Source organism: Schaalia sp. JY-X169 (assembly GCF_014069575.1).
Classification (GTDB): Bacteria; Actinomycetota; Actinomycetes; order Actinomycetales; family Actinomycetaceae; genus Scrofimicrobium.
This window is the reverse complement of sequence record NZ_CP059675.1, coordinates 2,138,728-2,162,575: the sequence shown is the minus strand read 5'-3', so window position 1 is coordinate 2,162,575 and position 23,848 is coordinate 2,138,728. Positions and strand designations below refer to the sequence as shown.

General features: G+C 58.9%; 23 protein-coding genes. 17 read left to right on the top strand and 6 right to left on the bottom strand.

What is annotated here, in order from left to right:
* Positions 1–23 precede the first annotated feature (23 nt).
* Genes H2O65_RS09330 through H2O65_RS09305 form a run of 6 tightly spaced genes read left to right on the top strand, consistent with a single transcriptional unit; the run spans position 24 to position 6,833 of the window.
* On the top strand, positions 24–1,157 hold the full coding sequence (locus H2O65_RS09330; RefSeq protein WP_182141434.1) for a cell wall metabolism sensor histidine kinase WalK: 1,134 nt from the start codon (positions 24–26) through the stop codon (positions 1,155–1,157).
* Between the two features lie 40 nt (positions 1,158–1,197).
* The gene (locus H2O65_RS09325) at positions 1,198–1,935 is read left to right on the top strand and encodes a response regulator (RefSeq protein WP_182141433.1); all 738 of its coding nucleotides are present in this window, start codon (positions 1,198–1,200) and stop codon (positions 1,933–1,935) included.
* A complete protein-coding gene (locus H2O65_RS09320) occupies positions 1,932–2,645 on the top strand; it encodes a copper homeostasis protein CutC (RefSeq protein ID WP_182141432.1) in 714 nt (237 codons plus the stop codon). Before H2O65_RS09325 ends, H2O65_RS09320 begins: the two co-directional genes overlap by 4 nt.
* A 24-nt stretch (positions 2,646–2,669) precedes the next feature.
* Positions 2,670–3,296 carry a hypothetical protein gene (locus tag H2O65_RS09315; RefSeq protein ID WP_182141431.1) on the top strand — a complete coding sequence of 209 codons (627 nt, stop codon included), beginning with the start codon at positions 2,670–2,672 and terminating at the stop codon, positions 3,294–3,296.
* A 51-nt stretch (positions 3,297–3,347) separates the two neighbouring features.
* A complete protein-coding gene (locus tag H2O65_RS09310; RefSeq protein WP_182141430.1) occupies positions 3,348–5,771 on the top strand; it encodes an RNA degradosome polyphosphate kinase in 2,424 nt (807 codons plus the stop codon).
* A gap of 33 nt (positions 5,772–5,804) precedes the next feature.
* Complete coding sequence (locus tag H2O65_RS09305) at positions 5,805–6,833, top strand: NUDIX hydrolase (protein WP_182141429.1); 1,029 nt, start codon at positions 5,805–5,807, stop codon at positions 6,831–6,833.
* A 14-nt stretch (positions 6,834–6,847) separates the two neighbouring features.
* Here H2O65_RS09305 and H2O65_RS09300 read toward each other — a convergent pair whose 3' ends face one another.
* From H2O65_RS09300 to H2O65_RS09290, 3 genes are read right to left on the bottom strand one after another with little or no spacing between them, the layout of a single operon-like run.
* On the bottom strand, positions 6,848–7,279 hold the full coding sequence (locus tag H2O65_RS09300) for a septum formation family protein (RefSeq protein WP_182141428.1): 432 nt from the start codon (positions 7,277–7,279) through the stop codon (positions 6,848–6,850).
* Between the two features lie 17 nt (positions 7,280–7,296).
* Entirely contained in the window at positions 7,297–8,358 is a 1,062-nt protein-coding gene (locus H2O65_RS09295) for an inorganic phosphate transporter (protein WP_182141427.1), read from the bottom strand.
* 3 nt (positions 8,359–8,361) lie between these two features.
* Positions 8,362–8,991, bottom strand: coding sequence for a DUF47 domain-containing protein (locus tag H2O65_RS09290; protein ID WP_182141426.1), 630 nt, complete (start codon positions 8,989–8,991; stop codon positions 8,362–8,364).
* Positions 8,992–9,238: 247 nt separating this feature from the next.
* Here H2O65_RS09290 and H2O65_RS09285 point away from each other — a divergent pair, with 247 nt between their 5' ends.
* The 10 genes from H2O65_RS09285 (at position 9,239) to H2O65_RS09240 (ending at position 20,584) form a co-directional block, all read left to right on the top strand.
* Entirely contained in the window at positions 9,239–11,074 is a 1,836-nt protein-coding gene (locus tag H2O65_RS09285; RefSeq protein ID WP_182141425.1) for a phosphoenolpyruvate carboxykinase (GTP), read from the top strand.
* A 566-nt stretch (positions 11,075–11,640) separates the two neighbouring features.
* Entirely contained in the window at positions 11,641–12,822 is a 1,182-nt protein-coding gene (locus H2O65_RS09280) for an IS30 family transposase (RefSeq protein WP_259349513.1), read from the top strand.
* Between the two features lie 270 nt (positions 12,823–13,092).
* Positions 13,093–14,346 (top strand): MoxR family ATPase, encoded by a 1,254-nt coding sequence (locus H2O65_RS09275; RefSeq protein WP_182141424.1) that lies wholly within the window; start codon positions 13,093–13,095, stop codon positions 14,344–14,346.
* Between the two features lie 5 nt (positions 14,347–14,351).
* On the top strand, positions 14,352–15,263 hold the full coding sequence (locus H2O65_RS09270; RefSeq protein WP_182141423.1) for a DUF58 domain-containing protein: 912 nt from the start codon (positions 14,352–14,354) through the stop codon (positions 15,261–15,263).
* A complete protein-coding gene (locus H2O65_RS09265; RefSeq protein WP_182141422.1) occupies positions 15,253–15,711 on the top strand; it encodes a hypothetical protein in 459 nt (152 codons plus the stop codon). The genes H2O65_RS09270 and H2O65_RS09265 overlap by 11 nt, the downstream gene beginning before the upstream one ends.
* Positions 15,708–16,724, top strand: coding sequence for a hypothetical protein (locus H2O65_RS09260; RefSeq protein WP_182141421.1), 1,017 nt, complete (start codon positions 15,708–15,710; stop codon positions 16,722–16,724). The genes H2O65_RS09265 and H2O65_RS09260 overlap by 4 nt, the downstream gene beginning before the upstream one ends.
* On the top strand, positions 16,721–17,743 hold the full coding sequence (locus H2O65_RS09255; RefSeq protein ID WP_182141420.1) for a VWA domain-containing protein: 1,023 nt from the start codon (positions 16,721–16,723) through the stop codon (positions 17,741–17,743). Before H2O65_RS09260 ends, H2O65_RS09255 begins: the two co-directional genes overlap by 4 nt.
* Positions 17,733–18,722, top strand: coding sequence for a tetratricopeptide repeat protein (locus H2O65_RS09250; RefSeq protein ID WP_182141419.1), 990 nt, complete (start codon positions 17,733–17,735; stop codon positions 18,720–18,722). Before H2O65_RS09255 ends, H2O65_RS09250 begins: the two co-directional genes overlap by 11 nt.
* 142 nt (positions 18,723–18,864) lie before the next feature.
* A complete protein-coding gene (gene gdhA / locus H2O65_RS09245; protein ID WP_182141418.1) occupies positions 18,865–20,202 on the top strand; it encodes an NADP-specific glutamate dehydrogenase in 1,338 nt (445 codons plus the stop codon).
* A gap of 4 nt (positions 20,203–20,206) precedes the next feature.
* Positions 20,207–20,584: a sterol carrier family protein gene (locus H2O65_RS09240; RefSeq protein ID WP_182141417.1), complete on the top strand. Its 378-nt coding sequence runs from the start codon at positions 20,207–20,209 to the stop codon at positions 20,582–20,584.
* Between the two features lie 22 nt (positions 20,585–20,606).
* Here H2O65_RS09240 and H2O65_RS09235 read toward each other — a convergent pair whose 3' ends face one another.
* Positions 20,607–20,879, bottom strand: a complete 273-nt coding sequence (locus tag H2O65_RS09235) for a DUF4235 domain-containing protein (RefSeq protein WP_182141416.1) — start codon at positions 20,877–20,879, stop codon at positions 20,607–20,609.
* 89 nt (positions 20,880–20,968) lie between these two features.
* Between H2O65_RS09235 and H2O65_RS09230 the strand changes: the two genes are divergently transcribed.
* Entirely contained in the window at positions 20,969–22,006 is a 1,038-nt protein-coding gene (locus H2O65_RS09230; RefSeq protein ID WP_182141415.1) for a substrate-binding domain-containing protein, read from the top strand.
* A gap of 11 nt (positions 22,007–22,017) precedes the next feature.
* On the opposite strand, the gene H2O65_RS09225 is transcribed toward H2O65_RS09230, so the two are convergent.
* A complete protein-coding gene (locus H2O65_RS09225; protein WP_182141414.1) occupies positions 22,018–23,337 on the bottom strand; it encodes a DUF4921 family protein in 1,320 nt (439 codons plus the stop codon).
* A gap of 51 nt (positions 23,338–23,388) precedes the next feature.
* Positions 23,389–23,811: an ACT domain-containing protein gene (locus tag H2O65_RS09220; protein ID WP_182141413.1), complete on the bottom strand. Its 423-nt coding sequence runs from the start codon at positions 23,809–23,811 to the stop codon at positions 23,389–23,391.
* Positions 23,812–23,848: the final 37 nt, after the last annotated feature.

Here is a 23,848-nt window from a genome sequence, read left to right as displayed (position 1 = left end):
TGCGGGGCCCCTACTATGGGGGTATGCAATCGCAGTCGATGGCGATGCTCATCGCCTTGGGGGTAGGCCTGGCACTGGCCTGTCTGGTGCTCCTCATACTAGTTAACAGGGGAAGGTTGACGTCCCGGTCCGCCCCGCGACCGGTCGATGAGTTGGATCCCACCACGGAGGCTCTCTTAGAGTCGATCCCGATGCCTGCAGTAGTCTTCGGCGAATCTCTGCGACAAACCTACGTGAATCCAGCTTTTGTGAGCAGTGAGGACCTGGTGCGGCGCGTTAGGCGTCAAGAGTGGTTCCAACGCGCTCTGATGACCGCGCTCCTGAGCGGGGAGGCCACGTCCCGACCCGCAAGTGCTGAGTATCCCGAGGACATTTACGTCATGGCGCTTCCAGGCAAGAAGACTGTCGCCATCGTCATTGACCAAACTGAGCGTTACAGAACAGCTGCGATGCGGGAGGATTTCATCGCAAATGCCAGCCACGAGCTCAACACTCCCGCGGCCGCCATCTCTCTCTTGGCCGAGGCGATTGTCAAGACTGCGAAGAAGGGCAGTACCACCGAAGTCTTCTCCAAGTCACTGGTTGAAGAGGCGGACAGGCTTACGTCACTGACCAGGGACATTGTCAGGCTCTCGGAGGTTCAAGAAGTCTCTTCGTCAACCGATGACGACCGCAACCTGCAGGTCTTCGATGCGGCACAGTCGGTCGAGTACGTGGTGGCCTCTCACCTTTCTCTAGCTGACCAGGTTGGAGTACAGATCGAGTATCTTCAGCCGATCTCTCCGGGTCCCTTCCTTGTCCAAGGCAACAAGCAGTGGTTTGAGGTTGCCGTTGGAAACCTGGTGGAGAACGCTATTCAGTACTCTCCGGCTGGCGCACCCATAAGTGTTTCGGTGGATGTGGCAGACGGCCTCGTCTCCGTTCATGTGGCAGACCAGGGTCCCGGCGTGGCTCATGAGTTGCAGGAGCAGATCTTCCAGCGTTTCTACCGGCTTGACTCCGCACGCACTCGCAAAGCAGGCGGAACGGGGCTGGGGCTTTCCATTGTTCGCAACACTGCACGCCACATGGGGGGCGATGCAACAGTTGTTTCCCAACCTGGGGAAGGGGCGACCTTTACCCTGTCGGTTCCAGCTACCGCAGAGCCGCTGACATGAAACTCGCCACTGCCCACTGTTGTGATTCGGAAGGAAGCTCGTGAGAAAACGCTTACTACTTGTTGAAGATGAGCCGGCAATCGCCCTGCCGCTCGCTTTTCTCCTTGAGGAGGAAGGATTCAAAGTCAAGACGGTCGGTGACGGGGTCGCTGCGCTCAAAGAGTTTGCTCGCAAGGAGCCGGACCTCATCCTTCTTGATGTCATGCTGCCCGAAATGTCGGGCGTAGAGGTGTGTCAGCGGATTCGTCTCACCTCAGAAGTACCCATCATCATGCTTACCGCGCGGGCCGCTGAGGTAGATAAGGTTGTCGGCCTTGAAGTTGGTGCGGACGACTACGTGACCAAGCCGTATTCATCACGGGAGCTCATCGCCAGGATCCGTTCCGTGATGCGCCGCTCGAAATCTTCGGTTGTGGACGCGATTACCGACGAGGACGAGGTGCTGACGGTGGGTGCTGTATCAATTGACTCGGGACGTCACCTGGTGAAGGTTAACGGGGACGAGGTTGACCTTCCACTTAAGGAGTTCCAGCTCTTGCGAGAACTGATGGCCAATGCGGGCCGCGTTGTCACCCGGGCGCACCTTCTTGACCAGGTGTGGGGGGCGGACTTCTTTGGTGATCAGCGCACGCTTGACGTACATGTCAAGCGCCTCCGCTCCCGCATAAGTCCAGGGGATGTTGAGCGTCGTCTCATCACGACAATCCGCGGTGTTGGGTATCGTTTTGAGGACGTGGATGATACGCGGATGAAGAGCCGGGAAGGCGCAGGACAATGACGATTGTTGAGGTTTGTGTTGACAGTGTCAAAGGCGTAAAGGTGGCCCGTGAGGGCGGAGGGGACCGCGTTGAGCTGTGCCACGAACTGTGGTGCGGCGGCCTCACCCCAAGTCTGGAGACCATAGAGTCGGCAATGGAATGTGCCCCCCGGCTAGGACTGCGGATCCTGGTTCGTGAGAACCCCACGTCGTTCTTCCTCACCTCCGCGCAAGCGGAAGAGCAAGCAAAGCTCATCGCCACGATCGCCGGCCGCTTTGATGGGTCGGGGGTTCCCCTGGGGTTCGTGGTTGGCGGATTGGCCCACGGTGAAGATGGCCCCCAGGTTGATGTGGAAGGCGCCAGACTTTGGCGCAAGGCAGCGCGGACGCACGACCTCGTCTTCCATCGCGCCTTTGACGAAACCGCGGACCACGCCGCGGCCCTGAGGATGCTGATCGACCTCGACTACAACGGCGTTCTCACGACCGGGGGAGGCGCCGGAGTAGCCGATATCGGCGGTCTTCGTGCGCTGCGGGAGCAGGCCGGGGACCACCTTGCCATTATTGGCTCAGGTGGGCTGCGTGCACACAACATCGGCTGGGTCGTTGAAGAAGCCCATTTGCGCGAAGTACATTTTCGAGCGCCCGGACCCGATGGGAGCGGAACTGATCCTGACGCAGTTCGGGACACCGTAAAAGCCGTTCGTGCCATACAATTGAGTGCTACGTAACATTCCTGGCACTAGGAGGATCCCATGTCTGAACGCTCATTCCGCCGCCCCGCATCCCTTGATCAAGCGGAGGCCGAAGCAATCGTCGGAGATGAGGACCCTGCGGCGGAATCAGAAATTGCGCACACCACCGCTTGGGCGCTACTCGGGGTTCCAAATGCTGACTTTGATGTGGCGGCCGTAGCCAAGCTCAGAGAGTCCGTGCGGGCTGAGGGTGTTGACATCATTGCGGCTGCCTGGTCGAAGTCGCCAGAGTTCACACTGCCCGGCGCGCTGTGGCGCATCTATTTGCTCTGGCAGTGGAGTCAGCTCAACCCCGAAATCCTTAATGACCGCTACCAGGAAGGTTTGGACGCCCTCGCTAGTAAAGGTGTGGACGTCCACGACCAGCCCCCGCTAGAAGAGATCATTCGCGGTGTCGAAGGTGTGCTGGCGGGCTACGCGAACGAGGACGATTTGGCGGCTGTCCTTGAAAGTGCCGCCCAGGCCATGCGTGTCATGGCTATGGGAGTACGCTTTGGACCTGAGTGGATCACGGAAGAAAACCACGTCCTCGCACACACCGTCACGCGGCGCCCCCAGGCGCTCCTTGACACGGCGCGGGAACTGGATGAGAGTGCCCAGCAGGCAGCAGCAGGGACACTCGACTGACCAAGCCGACGCCGCTAGAAACCCCCTTATACCGCCGTTGCAGAGGAAGAAATGACAGTGGACGATGCCCCGACCATTCAGGGCGATGAAGATGCATTAGAGGAAGCTGGCGACGCAGCGGACGCGGGAGCAGCAGGAGACGCCTTAGCCGAGGACGAGCAAGCGCGGCTTAAGCTTGAAACGGCCCGCGCCTCGGAGCTCTTCCTTCCCGCCGATAGTGACATTTTGGTTGGCGAAGAACATGAGGACGCGCAGTACGACCTCGACGAGGCATCACTCGTTGATGATGATTGGGATGATGCGGGAACACTGATCCCCACGGGCATGCCGGTCGACACTTCTGTCCCACTGGGCCTGGAACACCCGCTGCCAGACGGGCGCTTTGCGGATCGGGAACTGTCGTGGCTAGCGTTCAACCAGCGCGTCCTCGAACAATCCGAGGACGAATCAGTCCCACTACTTGAGAGACTGTGGTTTTCGGGGATCTTCTCTTCCAACCTTGACGAGTTCTACATGGTGCGGGTCGCGGGCCTGCAACGTCGTATCAATGCGGGCATTGCCCGCCCCGGCGCCTCGGGGCTGCCACCACGCGAGGTGCTTGAACACATTACCGCCCGCACGCGGGAGCTGGTGGAACGCCAAGCCGCCAGCTTTGTGGAAGAGTTCCGACCAGCCTTAGCCGAAGCGGGCATCCGCTTTTCGGAATGGGAAGCCCTGGACCAGACCACCCAGGACCGGCTCTCCTCCTACTTCAGACACCGCGTCTTCCCAGTGTTAACGCCGCTTGCGGTCGATCCGAGCCACCCTTTCCCCTACATCTCGGGTTTGTCACTGAACATTGCGGTGGTTCTGAAGAACCCCGTGTCCGGCAAGAGGCACTTTGCGCGTATCCGGGTTCCAGAGACTCTGCCGCGCCTCATCAACGTCGACACTGCGTTGCGTGAAGGGCGTGTGGAGCAGTACGTTCGACGCGATTCGGGTGCAACGTTCCTGACGATTGAACAGCTGATTGTCGCTCACCTCGACCACCTCTTCCCCGGCGTTGAAGTTCAGGAAGCATATACCTTCCGTGTCACGCGCAATGAGGATCTCGAGGTCGAAGAGGATGATGCAGAGAACCTTCTGACTGCGATGGAGGAAGAATTGCACAGGCGTCGCTTCGGCGCTGCAGTGCGCCTTGAGGTTGAAGAGGCGATGAGTTCCTTTGTCTTGAACTTCCTAACGGAGAAGTTGGAGGTACATGGAGAAGACGTCTTCAAACTGCCGCCTCCGCTGGACTTCACACTCTTCAACGAAGTTCACGACCTCGACCTGCCCGCGTTGAAGTACCTTCCGTTTGTTCCCGTCACTCCGGCTGGGCTTACAGAGGTTGAGTCTTCAAAGCCTCAAGATGTTTTCCGCACGCTGAGTCACCACGACGTGCTTCTTCACCACCCCTATGACTCATTTGCGACCTCCGTGCAGCACTTCATCAGCCAGGCGGCGCGGGACCCCCAGGTCTTAGCCATCAAGCAGACCCTGTATCGCACCTCGGGGGACTCCCCAATTGTCTCGTCCCTTATTGAGGCTGCCCGCAACAACAAGCAAGTTGTGGCAATTGTCGAGGTGAAGGCCCGCTTTGATGAAGAGGCAAACATCGAGTGGGCTCGAAAGTTAGAGAAGGCCGGCGTTCACGTGGTCTACGGCATGCTCGGTTTGAAGACCCACTGCAAACTGTCTCTGGTGGTTCGCCAAGAAGGTGACGTCCTCAAGCGCTACTGCCACGTGGGGACAGGAAACTACCACCCGGGTACAGCGCGCGGCTACGAGGACCTGGGACTGCTCACTTCTGACCCCGTTGTCACGCAGGACCTGACCAGGCTTTTCAACCAGCTTTCTGGCTACGCACCGAAGTCGACGTTCCGCAGGCTCTTAGTCGCACCGGTGTCGATCCGGTCAGGACTCCTTGAACGCATTGAGGAACAGGCTCGACGGAAGCAGGCGGGCGAGGACGCGTGGATTGGGATCAAGGTCAACTCAATCGTCGACGAACGGATCATTGATGCTCTGTACCGAGCGAGCCAGGCAGGGGTCCGCGTTGACATCGTTGTGCGTGGGATCTGCGGCCTCAAACCAGGTGTGAAGGGCCTTTCGGACAACATCAAGGTGAGGTCGATTCTGGGTCGCTTCTTAGAGCACTCGCGCATTTTTGCATTCGGTCCCCCCGGATCCGAAGAGGTGTGGATTGGCTCGGCCGACCTCATGCACCGCAACCTTGACCGGCGGGTTGAAGCGCTGGTGAGTATCGAAAACCGGGAGCATGCCGACTACCTTGCGGGGCTGGTGAGGACAGAGGCGTCGCCCTCGACCTCTGCTTGGAACCTGCGAAAGAGCGGGCGGTGGAACCGGCGGACTCACGACAAGTTCGGTGCACCATTGCGTGATATTCAAACAGAACTCATGCAGGAGGCATCTTCGAGGGTGGTGGGGCGGTAGGGTCTGCCCTCAGGCAGTGGGTAAAGTGGTCATATGGCAAGTCGCACATTGACCTTTCCTAAGGGTTTGGTTCGTTCCGCTGGAGCAGTCGTCTGGCGTCCAGTCCCCGGGGTTAAAGTTGTCCCGGGGCAGCCGGTGTCTCCCAGTGAACTAGAGTTCCTGATCGTTCATCGACCTCGGTATCGGGACTGGAGTTGGCCCAAGGGTAAAGCCGAACGGAATGAGACGGTGCCGGTCGCGGCCGCTCGGGAGGTTGAGGAAGAGACCGGATACGCGGTGATTCTTGGCGCTCCCCTTACGACGCAGCGCTATCGACTCGGCTCGGGACACCTCAAGGAAGTCCACTACTGGACTGGAACGATTCTTGAAAGCGGGCCCGCGCTTGCTGCGAGGACCCCGGTGAGACGAGCTCCAAAGAAGGAAATCGACATCGTTCAGTGGGTTGATCCCAGTCGGGCTCGGGCACTGCTTACCAGGCGTGGGGATCGCAGGTTGATGACAGAGGTCATCAATAGGGCTGGACGCGGTGAACTTGTTACCTCAACAACGATTCTTCTTCGCCATGCTAAGTCTGTTGATCGCGCGAAATGGCGTGGTGATGAGTCGCGTCGTCCGTTGACCAGACTGGGTGGTGCTCAGGCCCTCGACCTCGTGCCACTGCTGTCCGCGTTTGGGGTCAGGGTGGTTCACTCATCAACTTGGTTGCGATGCGTGCAGACGGTGGTCCCGTATGCGGCGGTTGCTGGCGCAAAGTTCAAGGCGGATGAGTTCTTGACGGAGGACGCCGTGAACCTGGACCCGGGCCCGTCAAGTGCCCTCGTTGAGGGGCTGCTGGGTAGGAAAAAGGGGGCGCGGGTTGTGAGCCTTCACCGGCCAGGATACGCGGCTCTGTTGGAGCCGATCAGAGATATCACACCGCGAAGGATGATGGCGTTGGTTGAGGCCCCGCGGAAGAACTTGAACCGCGCAGAGATGCTGGTGGTCCATGTTTCCCATGCGTCTTCTCCCCGGGTTATCGGGGTGGAGAGGCATGAGCCCTACACGAAGCTCGCCGTCAAGTAGCAGGCTCCTAGTCTTTACCTCCGGGCGTCCTCGAACGAAGACCTAACCGCCGTGTCCCCATATACCGCGGCGATACATGCGACGGTGGTGTCCCCGCTATCCCAGGCTCCTTCAGTTGGGAGCAGTGGGAAGAGGGTGAACACGGACGTCAGGGGGTCGGACCCAACAAACTCTTGAAATGCGTCCTGACAGGGCACTTCCGCTTCCTTCGTGAGCTGATCTACGCCCGGGTAGGGCCCCCCAACCGGTTCGTAAAGCCCGACGACCTGGCCACGGTGGGGAACTGTGCAGTCGACGACGTGCACCCCGCTAGTTCCCGTGGAGGGATCCCGTAAGCAGTCGCCCACGTCCAGGGTCTCGGCTGTAGTCGAACAACCGCCCACAACTAAGGGCGTCAACAGCGCCAACACAAAGGTTGCAAGGAGACGAGGACGGAATACCTGCATGGTTTTGAAGGAGTGCTTTACAGCGGGATTATCGCGTGGAACAAGAAGTACATGATGGCTGCGACCGCGGCAGCGGCCGGAAGAGTGAGGACCCACGCGACCATGATGTTCCCGGTTACGGACCAACGCACGGCGGAGAGCCTCTTGGTGGCACCGACACCAAGGATGGAAGCGGTGATCGTTTGGGTTGTGGAGATCGGAGCGTGCAATGCGTAGGCGGCGGTGTAGAGAACACCTGCGGCCACCGTCTCTGCCACGAATCCACGAGCAGGGTCGAGATCGATCATCTTCGACCCCAGGGTTTTCATGATCCTGTACCCGCCGGAGTAGGTGCCAAAGGAGATCGCCGTCGCAGCGGCGAGCTTGACCCAAAGTGGAATTGTCATCTCTCCGGTGGCTGCGTCGAAGATATTGTGGGTCTCACCGTATCCGCCAGCCAGTAGAGCCATGACGATGATGCCCATGGTCTTCTGTGCGTCCTGCAAACCGTGTCCGAGTGCCATCGCGGCGGCAGAGAACGTCTGAAGGATGCGGAAATGCGCCATGGTGCGGTGGTAGGGACGGTTCGCCAGCCACGCGAGAATCGCCTTCATGAAGAAGAATGCCAATACGAAACCGATAACCGGAGATGTGACCATCGGGATGATGACGTGGGTGAGAATCGAATCCCAGTGCACCTGCGTTGCAGATGCCAGGCCCGCACCCATCAGACCACCGATAAGTGCGTGAGAAGACGAGGAGGGCAGCCCGAGCCACCACGTTGTGTAGTTCCAGACCACAGCTCCGACAAGCGCGGCCATAACGATGATCAAGCCGGCTCGCTGCATGGAAGTGTCATCCGAAAGGGCGAATGCGTTGATATCGATAATCCCAGAACCAATAGTCTTAGCAACCTCGGTTCCAAGTAGAGCGCCGACCAGGTTCATGACGGCCGCCATGGCCAGTGCAGTCCTGGGCTTTAGTGCACGAGTCGAGACAGAAGTCGCGATTGCGTTGGCCGCGTCGTGAAACCCATTGGTGTAGTCGAACAGCAGTGCAATGCCGATGACCAGAACGACGAGGAATATGTTGAAGTCCACGGGTCAGGATTCCTTGACTGCGATCGTTTCAATTTCGTGTGCAAGGGACTCGAAGGCATCGGTGCACTTCTCAAGGATGAGGACGAGGTCCTTCAGCTTAATGATGGTCACAGGATCGAGCCCCGAATCAAAGAGGCTGGCAAGAGTGCGGCGGTAGACTTGGTCGCCCTGATTCTCAAGAATGTTGATTTCCAGCCAGAATGCCTTGAGGTTCTGGGGTTTCTTAAGCTTGGGCATAGCATCTGCCGTGAGCTTTGAACACTTACGCAAGACCGCGACTTGGCGTTCAATGAGGTCGTCAAAAGGAGTGGGGATCTCACCAATGTTGTAGAGAACGACCAAGTCTCCGGCCTCGTCCATCAGGTCGACGCAGTCGTCCAAGAGGTGGGCGACCTGGGACATGTCTTCACGATCGAATGGCGTCACGAAAGACTGGTTGATCTTCTGGATGAAGCTGTGATTGATCTCGTCAGCCTCATGCTCAATGTCATGTAAGCGGTCGCGCATCGTGGGGCGATCATCCGGATCTGCTGCAAGGATTTCCCGTAGAAGGGCAGAAGCGTCAACCAACTTCTCTCCTTGCTGCGCTAGAAGCGCAAAGAATGATGGACCGCGGTCCGATGTCAGTCCCATTTCAATCTCCGTTAACTGTTAATCAAGCAAATGTTCATGAACGACACCAGCCTATCTGCACAATTTCACCGCGGTGAACATGGTGTGAAACACGAGTACCAAGATCCGCTCGCAGAGGTGTGAGTCAGGCCACCTCAGGGACTTAACGACCATGCACGTTTACCTTCTATTTGCAATAATGGATGGGCAGAATACGAGGGGCCTACCCGCCCCTAAGCGAAGCCCTTTTATAGGAGGCAAGCAACATATGTCCGTGACTGAACAGGGTGTCCGTGCGGCCGCTCCGGCTAACACACCTGAAGATGTAATCGATTGGGTTACGAAGATCGCTGAGCTGACGAAGCCTGAGGCCGTTGAGTTCTCTGACGGCAGTGATGCTGAGTGGAAGCGACTGACCGACCTGATGGTTGAGAGTGGTACATTCACCCGTCTCAATGAAGAAAAGCGCCCCAACTCTTTCTTGGCACGTTCGCTGCCTTCAGATGTGGCACGCGTCGAGTCGCGTACCTTCATCTGCTCTGAGAAGGAAGAGGATGCAGGCCCCACTAACCACTGGGCAGATCCCAAGGAAATGAAGGCGATCCTTCACGACAAGTTCGACGGCTCCATGGCCGGTCGCACGATGTACGTGATCCCCTTCTCCATGGGTCCGGTAGGTGGCCCCATTTCACAGCTGGGCATCGAGATCACCGATTCGCCTTACGTTGTTACCAACATGCGCATCATGACCCGCATCGGCACTCCTGCCATGGATCTGATTGCTGAAGGTCAGGAATGGGTCCCGGCAGTTCACTCTGTGGGCGCACCGCTCGCTCCAGGCCAGGAAGATGTTCCGTGGCCTTGCAACGATGACAAGTACATCACCCACTTCCCTGAGACCAATGAGATCTGGTCTTACGGTTCGGGTTACGGAGGCAACGCCCTCCTCGGCAAGAAGTGCTACGCCCTGCGTATTGCTTCGACGATGGCCCGCGACAACGGCTGGATGGCCGAGCACATGCTGATTCTGGGCTTGACCCGCGAATCAGATGGTCGCAAGTTCTTCGTAACTGCAGCCTTCCCGTCGGCTTGTGGCAAGACGAACCTCGCCATGCTTGAGCCGACAATCCCCGGTTACAAGGTTGAGACAGTTGGTGACGACATCGCTTGGATGCGTCCCGGCCCAGATGGTCGTCTCTACGCCATCAACCCTGAAGCTGGCTTCTTCGGTGTCGCACCGGGTACGTCTTACGAGACCAACCCGATGGCAATGGAGTCCATGAAGGCAAACGCCATCTTCACGAACGTTGCACTGACCGATGATGGTGACGTGTGGTGGGAAGGTATGACGGACGAGGCTCCGGCGCACCTGATCGACTGGCACGGTAATGACTGGACGCCAGAATCGGATGCTCCATCGTCACACCCGAACAGCCGCTTCACCGCTCCCGCGTGGCAGTGCCCGATCATTTCTGATGACTGGGAAGCTCCGCAGGGTGTGCCGATTGATGCGATCCTCTTCGGTGGGCGTCGCGCGACCAACGTTCCGTTGGTGGCAGAGGCTTACGACCAGGATCACGGCGTTTACGTCGGTGCGACCGTAGCTTCCGAGGTCACCGCCGCCGCGACTGACGTCAAGGCTGGCTCGCTGCGTCACGATCCATTCGCCATGCTGCCCTTCTGTGGTTACAACATGGCCGATTACTGGGGCCACTGGGTAGAGATGGGTGAGAAGCTTGGTGACAAGTTCCCACAGGTCTACCAGGTCAACTGGTTCCGCAAGGACGACAACGGCAAGTTCATGTGGCCGGGCTATGGCGACAACGCTCGCGTTCTTGACTGGATCGTTCGTCGTTCCGCAGGTGAGGTCGACGCGATTGATGGTGTTACCGGTCGCTACCCGAAGTTCGAAGACTTCAACCTTGAGGGCTTGGATCTGACTGAGGACGACTGGAATGCTCTCTACGAGATCGATGCGGATGCTTGGACACTTGAAACCGATGACTCGGAGACCTACTTCGAGCAGTTCGGCGACAAGGTTCCGACGGCTGTTCGCGACCAGCTGACCAAGCTGCGTGAGCGTATTGCTGCCGCGAAGAACTAGGTAGTTTCCAAACTAGTCTGACTCGCTAAGAGTGGTGGGGCACCTGACTGAGGTCGGGTGCCCCATTCTTATGCCCGGGTGTCTTGCGATTCTGCCCGGGTGTCTTGCGATTCTGCCCGGGTGTCCTTTGCTGGCTCTTTGCAGAAGAGGCTGCGGGTATCCTTCTCGCCTCTACGACCGGTCACCGTTGCCGTCATTGCCCACCTCAAACCGCGAGATCGAGTAGTATCGACACATTACACTGTTATTGAACCCGAAACTGTCGATACTATTCGATCTCGCGGAGGCGGAGGAGGAGGAGGCGGAGGCGGAGGGTGAAGAAGGGGCGGCGGAGTCGGCTCGCTAAAGCCTAACCGGCAAGCTAGGCCCAACCGGGACTTCCTTCTGCCGCTTTCAGCCGCGTCTCGCGGTGTTCTCCCATGGCCTTCGCCGTTCCCTACGGCCTTCGCCGTCCCCCTCCACTTGCAAGGTTGCCGCTGTCACGTAGGGTTGCCGCTGTCACGTAAGGTGGCCTGTAAATTTGCGGCGGGTTCTAGCGGTGAGTGCAACACCCTGAGAATAGGAGGGTGAGTACGATGATTGGTTTTTCGGAGAGGTTGCTGCCGGAGGTAACGAACAGGATTTGGGCGTTACGTAAACAAGGACGTTCCGCTAAGGAGATTGGCCAGGTTGTGGGCTGGTCTGAGAGAGCAGTGCGGGGGTTCATTAGTGATCATGGGGGGATTGACCCTCGGAAGAAGACTCGTGCGAGGTCTTTGTCTTTTGAGGAACGTATTGAGATCCAGGCGTTGTGGAAGGCAAAGATGGGGATCCGAGCGATTGCCAGACAGTTGGATCGTTCCGCGTCAACGATTAGCCGGGAAATCAAACGGAATGGACACTTCCAGTGTGAACGATCAGCGACGCTGTCCTATAGTGCTACGCGCGCTCAGGTGGTTGCTTATGAGAGAGCCCGAAGACCAAAGCCCAGTAAACTTGCTACACAGCCTGAGTTACGCGCCTATGTTCAAGACCAGCTCACTTTGAGGCGATCTCCGGAACAAATTTGTGGGAGGTTGCGGCGGGATTTCCCAGACCGGCCGGAGATGCGAGTGTCACACGAAACGATTTACCAGTCGATTTATCTCTTGGCTCGAGGCGGTCTCAAACGTGACCTTGAAGTGCGGCTACGCACAGGTCGGAAGATTCGCCGTGCGAAACGTCGTAGTACTGAACGTGTGGGTCGTATCGCGAATATGGTCAATATTGTGGATCGTCCCGCCGAGGCTGATGATCGAGCCGTTCCTGGCCATTGGGAAGGGGACTTGATCATTGGTAAGGATGGGAAGAGTGCGATCGGGACCGTGGTTGAACGGCATTCAGGCTACCTGATCCTGGTATGGATGGATCCCACCAAGAATCGTGTCGAGGCACTCACTGACGGGCTGATCGCGAAAATGAAAGACCTCCCCGACGTGCTGCGTAAAACCCTGACCTGGGACCAGGGTAAAGAGATGAGTGCGCATCAACAGATCGCGATGGCTGCTGATCTCGACGTGTTCTTTTGTGACCCACACTCACCATGGCAAAGGCCCACCAATGAAAACACCAACGGGCTTCTCAGAGAATACTTCCCCAAGGGCACTGACCTGAGTATCCACAGTCAGGCTGACCTAGACTATGTAGAGTGGGAAATGAATGACCGACCACGGAAGCGGCTCGATTTCCTAAAGCCCGCCGAAGTGATTGAAGAAATCCTGTTGCACTGACCCCTAGAACCCGCCTGCAGAACAGAGGCAACCCTACGTGATAGCGGCAACCTTAGGCTGGAGTCCTCCGATGAATGCCCTCTAGGAGGCCAGATGCTGCTAGCTTCACTAACGTGGCAGGATTTTCCTGATATTTTGCCCAATATCACGCCACATCTGTGAAGTTAGCGAGATCTGGACGCTCAGGACCAGTGGAAGAACTCATGCGGGACGATTTATCTGCACTGTGGGAAGCTTGGGGTGAGATGCAGGCCGATCGTTGGGAATGAAATGGCAGAAGAAAGCTGGGGCCCTGGGAGTACAGAGGACGCTGGGATCGGTGAGACTGCTGGTGCTGGTGGGGCCGATGGGGTTCTTAGTGTGAATGGCTACTCTGGGACCAGTGAGACTGCTGGTGCTGGTGGGGCCGATGGGGCCCGTGAGGTTCCCGAGGTTGGCCGGGATGGGCGAGCCCAAGAGGGTGGCCGGGCCGGTGGGACTCCCGAGGGTGGCCGGGCTCCCGAAAGTGGCGCGTCTGGCGGGGGCCCCGTTGCACCCAGCCCGCACCTCACTGAAGCAGAGTTGGCCCGCAGCGGTGAGTTGCTCAACAAGATCCAGGCGCTTTACGGCGAGCGCGTAGTGGGCCAAGCCGACCTACGCCAGTCACTCCTAGCAGCCCTGATGGCCAGGGGACACGTTCTAATCGAATCTGTGCCTGGTCTGGCCAAAACCACTGCGGCCCAAACGTTGGCAAGTGCCGTATCCGGTTCCTTCCGCCGCATCCAATGCACCCCTGACCTGATGCCCTCTGACATTGTCGGCACCCAGATCTACAACCAACAAGAGGGCACCTTCATCACGCAGCTGGGCCCCGTCCACGCGAACTTTGTGTTGCTCGATGAGATCAACCGCTCCTCTGCCAAGACTCAGTCGGCAATGCTTGAAGCGATGCAAGAAGGACAGACCACGATCGGTGGGGAGAACCACCGCCTCCCCCAGCCCTTCATGGTGATGGCAACCCAGAATCCCATTGAAGAGGAAGGCACCTACGTTCTTCCTGAGGCGCAGATGGATCGCTTCCTCATGAAAGTCGTGATTTCTTACCCCAGCGCCAGTGAAGAAGCCCAAGTTCTAGAGATGATTGACGCTGGAGCCTTCAACAGGCCGAGTGTGGCAACCCCGATCTCTTTGGCCGAGCTAGAAGAGCTCCAGACCTACACGTCCCGGGCTTACGTCCATCCCGCGATCAAGGCCTACATCGTCGACGTCATCAACACTACGCGAGGTGGCGGCCCCAATCCGCTGCCCGGCCTCGACAAACACCTGCGGATGGGCGCGTCTCCCCGTGGGGGCATCGCCCTGATGAAAGTTGCCCAGGCACACGCACTGATGAGCGGACGCAACTATGTGGTCCCCGATGACGTCAAGGCTATGCGCCACTCTGTTCTTCGCCACCGACTAGTGCGGACTTGGGACGCTGTTGCCGACGGGGTTTCCGTGACAGGCCTTGTCGACGCGGCCTTCAACGTGGTTCCAGTTCCATAGATCCCATGTCGTCACCTCGCCTACAGGACTACTCCCGACTGGTTGCCTACCCGGTCCAGAAGAAGCTGCTCTCTCTTCTGGACGGGTACCACCGTGGTGAGGGAGCGGGCAGCAGCCACGAGTTTCTCGACATGGCGGAGTATAGATACGGCGACGATATTTCCGACATCGATTGGAAGGGGACAGCCCGCAGAGGTCAACCCGTGGTGAAGAGGTTTGAGTCAACCGCGGTCCTCTCCGTGATTGTAGCTTCCGACACCGGGTCATCCATGGCTGCTTTGGCCGAGGACGGAAACGCCAAGAATGTCGTTGCCGCAGAAATTGTGAGGGCCCTATCTTGGCTGGTGTCGGCGCACGGGGACCTACTCGGACTAGTTGCCGGGAACGCCAGTGGCGTCCGCTCCATGCCTGCTCGCGCCGGCGTGGGTCACGCGGAAACTCTGTTGAGGGTTGCAGCATCTGCCACGGTTTCTTCTGCGCCATCAGACCTGTCATCACTGTTGCGTCACGTCGAGTTGGGCAGGCGCCGATCCCTGGTTTTCGTCATTAGTGACGATAGCCAGATCAGTGATGTAACGGCCGCCCTCCTGGGGCGGCTCACATCGCGCCACCTAGTGGGGCTCTTCTTGATTGAAGACCTTGATCCCACACGCCCCGGCGGCGCAAAGTTGGATGCCAAAGCGCGTGCTAAGCAAGACCCCTCAGAGTTGGTGGACGTCACGGCAGGCCCGCTTCCCACATTTGTTGAAGGCAACCAGGTGATTGAAGCCCAGTGGAGGATGTTCCGCAAGATCCGCCGCCAAGAGGTCGACCGCAGGCTGGAGGCGCTCCCGCTGACATATCGGCGTGTCGGTGGAATGGGGGACGTGTTGCCCGCACTGGTAGACGTTGTTGGAGGGGGGAATCGTGCAGCCTGAGCTTCGCGAACCCCTGGTCTACTCCAACTGGGTGTGGGTGCTGGGCGCGATAATTATCGTTGTTGCGGTCGTGTGGAGCGTGACACTCCTGCTCGTCTACCGCGGCTCGAAGGTAGAGAAGCAGAGTTCCGTAAAGACCTTGGGTCAACTGCAACGCGGCCGCTACAACCGCCACATTGCGGAGGTGCGAGAGGGGTTTGCAGGGGGTCAAATGACGGCAAGAGACGCCCATTTCGCGCTTGCCTCCCTGATTCGTGCCGCGGCAACGGAGAAGACCGGCCTCAATATCGAGTCCCAAACTTCACTGGAGGTCGCTCAGAACCTGCCGATGTGGCCGTTGCTGACGGAGGCATTGCAGTGGTGTGAGAATGAGACTTTCCCGCCCGAGGGCGCAACTGCGATGGTCCAGCGCGGGGCAGAGCTTGCGAGCGAGGTGGTGAACAGATGAAGTACCCCTGGCTGTTCGCCCTCGTCCTCTTTGTTTTCATACTGACAGCGGGGCTGGCCTGGTGGACTGCGCGAGGCCGAGGATGGGGTCCCGTCACCTGGGTCGCCAACACGGCTGCGATGCGCAGACTGCCCGCGTTCCAAAAGGAACGCTCGAGGTCGCGGTGGACTATGGCGGGTGCTACGGCTGCGCTTGCGGTAATGATCGGGGCCGTTTCCGTATCTGCTGGGCTGCCCGTCGAGCGCAGGGTTGAGCATCCCAAGTTGGCGAGCCGTGACATCGTTCTCTGCTTGGACGCATCCGGGTCTATGCTGCCGTACGACGGGCAGATCCTCCGCAGCTTCCAAGAAATGGTGGAGAGTTTCGAGGGCGAGCGACTGGCGCTGCAACTGTGGAGTGCGCAAACCATCACCCGTTTCCCCCTCACTGATGACTATGAGTTGGTCTCTTCGGTCTTAGGAGAGGCCGCAGGAGTCATCGATCGTGGCTACCTGGGTCCCGAAGGTGAGTACGTTCTGGTCACCCCGGAGCTTTCGTCCTACCTGGAGGGCATTGACGCTCCGGATGGCCAGGAGATCGCTTCCCTGGTGGGTGACGGGCTGGCCACCTGTGTTATGGGCTTTGACAATATGGATTCTGAGCGTTCGCGCACCATTTTGCTGGCTACAGATAACGAAGTGATGGGGGAGCAAATCTACACGCTCGCCGAAGCGGTTGAGACGGCAACTAAGGCCGACATTGACATCATTGCTCTCTACCCTGCGGTTGGTGGTGTCTTGACTGCGGAGGGCGAGCAGCTCCGCAGCGTCGTTGAGGGTGCTGGTGGCGAGTTTTATGACGCGTCTGACCCGGGCGCAATCGCCCAGATCGTCGCAAAGATTGAGGCTGAGCAGCTCGCCGACTTGGAAGGCGAGATCAAGACAGTCGAGACGACTGTGCCACGCACCGCCCTCGTATGGACCGCCTGGGGACTACTAGCTTTCCTAGCGGTAGCGGTGGTGAGGCGGTCATGACGTTTCAGCCGTTGCTCAGCCCAGTTGTTCTGGGACTGTTCCTTGTCGTCGGTCTAGCCTTGGTGACCTGGGCATTTGTTCGAGGACGGCGGAGCACCAGAGGCAGCCGCGGTCTACTCACTCTGCTCCGTAGGGGTGGGATGGTCCTGCTCCTTGGGCTGGCTTTTTCGGGACCCGCGATTGCAGTGGAGCAAGAAGATGTGGTCTCGAACGTTGAAATAATCTTTGCTGTTGATCGGACGGGATCAATGGCCGCCGAGGACGGTCCCGATGGTGCCCCAAGACTCGAGGCTGTCCGCAGGGACATCCGGACGTTGGTGGAGGCGTCCTCGTCCGCACGTTTTGCGGTGGTGACGTGGGATTCCTCAACGCGCGTTGAACTGCCTGTCACCACGGACAGCTCAGCTGTGGTCAACTTTGCGGACAATCTTCACCAGGAGGTTTCGGAGTTCTCCACAGGGTCGTCATTGGAGAGGCCGACAGCGGTTGTGCATGACCTTCTGCAAGGGGCGGCGGAAGCGCGCCCCCAGAACCTGCGCTACCTAGTGGTGTTCTCAGACGGGGAGGCAACCGATGGCATGATGCCGTCAGAGACGTCCGAGGCCGGTGCCTGGAGCGAAGTGTTTGACCTGGTTGATGGTGGAGCCGTCCTCGGGTATGGCACCGCGGAGGGCGGACCGATGCGGATCTACGGCGTGGGTGGCACAGGCGCGACGGATGAGTACATGACCGACGACGGTGGGCAGACCGCGATCTCTTCGATTGATGAGGCGTCCCTCCAAACACTCGCTAGCGAGTTGGGAATGCCCCTGCTGCTCAACCCAACGGAGGTGCAACTGCAGGCACTCGGAGGGGAGTTCATGGATGGTGCAAACACGGTGATTGAGGGTCGTCCCACCGTCTTTACCTACTCGTATCTGACGTGGATCCCGGCACTGGGACTTGCGCTTCTGGTTTGCTGGGAGATTGTCGTCTTCACCAGGGCCGCGGTGAGGTTACGGAGGACGCGTGCGCTATAGCGATTCCTACCGCCGCAAGCCGACTCCCGGAGCGGGTCAGCAGGGGAGCCCCGCGCCGCACTATGGGACATTCAACGGCTCCGCTCCAGAGGTGGGGCAACCGTTCGGTGCCATCACCCTGCCCGCGCCGCCTCCGAGCGTAAGAAACCGCCGCATCCTGCATTTACTGTGGTGGACACTCCCCTTAGCGATCGTCTTCCTGGTCGCGGGCACGGCGCTGATCGGGCTGTGGTTGTGGAGCTCCTCAACGAGTCACGCTGTGGAACGCGAAGATTGGTCTCAAGCCCGGGTTGCCTACGAGCAGCAAACTTCGGTGACAAGTCATTTCCCACAGACCTGGTTGGGTCAGTACAACCTGGGGACAGCCCTGGTCCACGAAGGTGATGTTGAAGGTGGATTGACCCTGCTCAAGGATGCGTTCGAGGGCGTCCCCAAAGCGACGGTTCAAGAGGACGGGAGCATCGGCGCCTTCTCATACGAGTGCTCTGTGAGATTCAACCTCTCAGCAGCGGTAGAGATGCAGGGTGATGCGGCAGTATCCGCCGGGGATGACTCGGGCGCCCTCGAACTTTACGAAACTGCTTTGGGATGGGTGGCGCCCTGCCAGGTGCAGGAACCAGCCGGGGATCCCTCGGAGGATGACTCTTCCGGCGGTGGCGAATCGGACGAGGGCGACCAGGGAGAGCAGAACCAACAGGTTGACCCGGAGATGGATGAGGCGACAGGCGAAGCGGGGGATAGGCTCCGCGAAAAGATCGGTGAACTCACGGCGGATGATGCGAGTGAGGGGCCAGGTGACGCAGAAGAGACTCCGGGTGAATCTTCGGATGGTTCGGGGCAGACAAACGAAGATACCGGAGAGACTCCGGAAGAGCGCGAGCGCCGTGAGGATTTGGAACAGAAGAATCAGGACCAAAGTGAGCGTCTGCGTGAGAGCCAGGAGTCACGCAACCGCGACCCTGGCACCGGCGGGTGGTGACCACGCGACTGAGTCCTACATCACGAGGGCTGCGTTGCATTATCTGGACGAACTGCGCGGATCGTGTGGCAAGGGCGTTTAATTGGCGTCGCCTGCGCATAGTGGGCCCGCTACCCGGCGGGAAATATGGAGAGGAATGAGTATGCATCCGCAAGTTGAACGGACACTCGAAGAAGTGCGTCGTCGTAACCCTGGCGAACCGGAGTTCCAGCAGGCAGTTGTCGAGGTGCTCAGCAGTATTTCCCTGGCGGTTGAGAGGGATCCTTCCCTGGCTGACCACTCGCTCCTTGAGCGCCTTGTCGAGCCAGAGCGACAAATCCTCTTCCGGGTTCCGTGGGTGGATGATTCGGGTACCGTGCAGGTCAACCGTGGATATCGCGTCGAGTTCAACTCGGCTCTGGGTCCCTACAAGGGAGGCTTGAGGTTTCACCAGTCGGTGAACCGTAACATCATCAAGTTCCTGGGGTTTGAGCAAATCTTTAAGAATGCCCTGACGGGGCAGAGCATAGGCGGCGGCAAAGGTGGGTCTGACTTCGATCCGCACGGTAAGTCAGACTGGGAAGTAATGAATTTCTGTCAGGCATTCATGACCGAACTTGCCCGGCACATTGGTGACAAGACGGACGTGCCAGCGGGAGATGTTGGCGTGGGTGAGCGTGAAATTGGCTTCCTGTTTGGTCAGTACCGCAGGCTGAAGAACCGTTGGGAGACCGGTGTGATCACCGGCAAGGGCCTCGATTGGGGTGGCTCGCAGGCCCGCCGCGAGGCAACCGGATACGGCGTAGTTTTCTTTGCAAGGGACATGCTCCGCAACCGTGGGGATGATCTGGAGGGTCGCGTTGTCACCGTGTCAGGTTCTGGCAACGTTGCTATATACGCCATTGAGAAGGCTCTTCAGTTTGGCGCTAAGCCCGTGACTTTCTCAGACTCTTCCGGGTGGGTGTACGATCCCGAAGGCGTTGATATTGAGCTCCTTAAGGAAATCAAGGAGAAGCGCCGTGGGCGCGCTTCAGACTATGTGGCGGAGCGCCCCAGTGCCAAGTTCCACGCTGAGGGGCGACCCTGGTCAGTGCCCTGCGACATCGCTCTGCCCTGCGCCACTCAGAATGAGTTGAATGAGGAAGATGCGAAGCAGCTGGCAAGGAATGGCTGCGTGATCGTGGCCGAGGGCGCAAACATGCCTAGCACTCCCGAGGCAATCCACATTTTTGCCGACGCGGGTATCCTCTTCGCCCCTGGTAAAGCGGCGAATGCCGGCGGTGTTGCGGTCTCTTCTCTGGAGATGGAGCAGAATGCGGCACGCGCACGATGGACTTTCGGAGAGGTCGAAGGTCAGCTGGCCGTCATCATGAGCAACATTCACCGCAGTTGTCTTGAGACTGCAGAAGAGTATGGAAAGCCAGGGGACTACGTCGTCGGCGCTAACATTCGTGCGTTCCTGCGAGTTTCGGATGCGATGCACGCCCAGGGGGTCTTCTAGCCCAATGGCGCTGCGCCGAATTCGTGATGAGGACGGTACCGCTGCGTGGGACCGTTGGCTTACTGAAACAGCCAGCGGTCTGCGCCCGGATCGGGAGGCTACGGCGCTAGCCGTCCGCTACACGTTGCAGAAGATTGCTGATGTTGCCCCCGGGGCATCGGTCGAGGTCCGCGTGGTACCGTTCGGTGCCACACAGATCATTGCCGGCGCCACGCATCGTCGAGGTACACCACCAGCGGTCGTTGAGATGGGTGCGACCACGTGGTTGATGCTGGTCTCAGGGCTCCAGTCGTGGGCCGACGCCCTAGACTCAGGACGCGTGGATGCATCGGGGGCGAGAGCCGATCTAGGTGACCTGTTGCCGCTGTCAGGAACTAGCTAACTTCCTCGGAGCGGTTGCTTGGCTAGGCCTGGACGGAGTCCCCGTCTTGGGAATCAGGGTTCTTTGAGTCGATCAAATACTTCGCCGTCATTGTGTGGCCAACGTGCTGAAAGGCTGTCACTAGTACCGCGGAGATTGCCGCGTAAGCAAGTAGCTGGCCTAGGCGGCTTCCCTCATCTTCCGAGGGCGGTTTGTTGCCAGTGGTTGTCTCCCAAACAAATGCTGCTAGCTTTGGGGCCACGAATGAGGAAATGGCCATCGCGGCGATGCCTGCGATCCTTGCCTGGAGGTTCATCTATTCTCTACCTTCTATGCTGTGTGGACCACGCGCGACCCGGTGCGCGCCGTGGCGCTATCTCCTATCGTAAAGGGTAATCTCGAAGCGTGAATCATCAGAGCAGTGTTTCGAGGGCGATCATGCAGCGGAGGAGTTGGAAGCGGGCAGTAGCGACATTGCTGCTCGGAAGTAGCGTCGTTGCGCTCTCCGCGTGCACGGCAAGCCTTCCGACCAATGTTGCATTGACCTGGGGTGGCAGCGCGCAGAGCGGGGAGGTTGCGGAAGTAGTGACCATCGCAGTGCCGCAGGGTGAAGAGTGGTCGCTTGCGGGACTCGAAGCGCTGTCGGGCGTATCCGGTGTGGCCTATCGCCAGGTTGTTGTGGATGCCACGCTCTTGGGCGAGGTCGAGGGCGGTGCACCGCTGGCTTTAGTTGATGTCCTGGTTGGAAGTGACCCGCTGTGGCTTGAGAGCAGTGGCGTCAAGGGTGTCCTGACGGCAGATTCTGTGCAGATAGAAGGCGGCGTTGATTCGGTACTCTACGGGCATGACGCGGCTTGCGTACTCGCAAATCGCACTTGGTTCTCGGCCAACAACATTACGATGCCGAGTCAGTTGTCGGACCTCACCGCCAAGGAAAAGTACAGTGTGGCCGCGACAGCTGACCCACTGACATCTCCCTCAGCACTGGCCCTCCTTCCCCGTTGGGCAGCGGATTGGGAAGCATTTGAGGGCTTCTCTACCGGGTCAGCAGCGCAGCAGTCTGGGGCGCAAAGTGGGGCCAACGAGGAAGCTGCCACTGGGAGTTCAGCCGCCGGCATTGCGGGTTCTGTCCTAGTGCCACTTCGGCATCCTAATAATCTTGGTACCGACACACAGTTCAAAGTGCTCCCAGATTCGTGTGTGCGGCGCGAGGTTAGTGCTGTTACTGTCGCAACAGCGGCCGATCGGGTTGCCCTTGCAGAGGACTTCATAGACCTGCTGACTTCTCCCCAAGGACAGCGGATCCTTGCAGAGTACGCCCTCGCATACCCTCTGGACACCTCCATCGCTATCACCGGTGCGGTGTCGTGGGCAGACATCCAGGCCGCCTATCCAGATGAGACGGTTCTGGAGGGGGTCAAGGAGTGGGTCGAGACCTTCTAGGTACCCTCGGCTCAGCCACCGAGTAAGGAGGGGTCGACAGAGCACTCCGCGCCAACTCGCAGGGGGCTGATCGCTCCCGCGTCGCGAAGCTCTGCCAGTGTGGAAGTTACCCGGTTGTGGACGCGCCAGGGGTCGATGGTGTTCAGGTAGATCCGCGAACCGCCCTCGAACCCCGCCATGGTAGACACCCGCCATTTCAGCAGAATGCGCCACCGCATTGGGATGCTCACGGAGGGTGGGCGGTAGTACCACTCTTCGTTCGTTGGGATCTTTACGCCCGTCGCAGCGTGCACTGCGTGAAGCATGTCGGAGATGCCCCGTAGTTGCTCCGGGCTCGCTTCCCACGGATTGTAGGGTGCTCCGGTGGGCCACACGGCGACCGTCGGGTAGCGATGCCCGAATCCAGCGAGGGCGATCGCGTGGTCATTCTGAGCAATGACCAGTTTCCTTGTCGTTGCGACCCGGAGGATCTCCTGGTAAATGGCGGGGTTCTTCCGCAGCCGTTCCAGCTCGGATTGTGACTGGACTGATAACTGGTCGATCGCCACAAGTTGCTTGTGGAGGTGGTCAAAAGAGGCGCCAGCTGGCTTGAGCCAGTTCTGGAACGCGACTACGTAGCGAACAGCCGGGTCCAAGTGGTAGAGGTTGTCCATTGCCTTCACGGTGAGACGAATGTACTGTTCGTGCTCATCCGGCGTCAGGGTTCCGGACCCTGCCAGCTGGTCAGTTTGCGTTGCGCCGTAGGTGTAGTGGCGGCGGGGGATGACGAGGTCGTGTCCGCCGGAGAAAAACCCATTGGCTTGCTGGAGCTTGTCCGAATCACTCAGTGCGTCACATTCGTCTTCCGTCATACCTGAGGCCAGCATGCGGTCGTGAACCAGCCGCATCACGTGATCGTAGCCTGCATCCGAGGCCAGGTACTCGGCCATTCGACGGTGCTGGGCTTCAGTCGGGACGTGTCCGTGATTGAGGTGCCAGTAGTTATAGGAGACGATTTCAAAGAGGTTGGGGATTCTCCGGAAATCTGCCACAGTATCGAAGAGCTGGTCCGCGCCTAGGTCACTGAGGTATTTCCACTGGCTGTCACCGACTCGGACCAAACGCTCCTTCTCCGGGGGTGTCTCAAGATAGCGCTTCTCGCAAAACGGGCAGAATGCACCGTTTTGGTGGGGGTTGATCGCACGGGGTTCTGGCAGCGCAGAGGGAATAGGTCGATCCCCTCTGCCTGGGACAGTCCAGACTTCAGTTCCTGAAAGAAGGTTGGTCTGCTTTACCGTGCCATCGGCCATACGAACAATGGCTTCATCGCGATACGTCGCCGGTAACGTCATCTCTCAACCCTAGCTCGAGTAGCCCGACATTGGGGGTTGGCTCGGGCCGTGCTATGCGTTTGCCGATTTGCCTTCCACCCAGCCGCGCGCCTGCTCCGAGAGGCTAGCAAGCATTCCCACAACCTCTTGGGCTTTGTTTGCAGGAACGAAGAAGTGGTCGTGGTGGAACCCCGCTACCACATTGCACGCAATTCCCCGCGAAGCGATGGTCTGCGAAATAGTGGCGGTCAAACCCACAGCACCCAGATCAGTCACCGCACACGGTGTGATGCGTGCAAATAGTTTGTCGCTGGCCAGGCCGTATTCGAGGGCATCGGCCGCCTTGACGATCAGTGTCAGCCCCTCGGCCTCCCGAATCACTGCAAAAGGTTCTAGCCCGGGGGGAACCGTGTCTGTTGATACGAACACGTAATTGCCTTCAACCTGCGCGTCAAGCGCGGCAAGGGTTTCATCAAGTGAATGCAGTGACTCCATGGCAGGAAAGTCTAGTTCGACCGCCGCTACCGCCTCT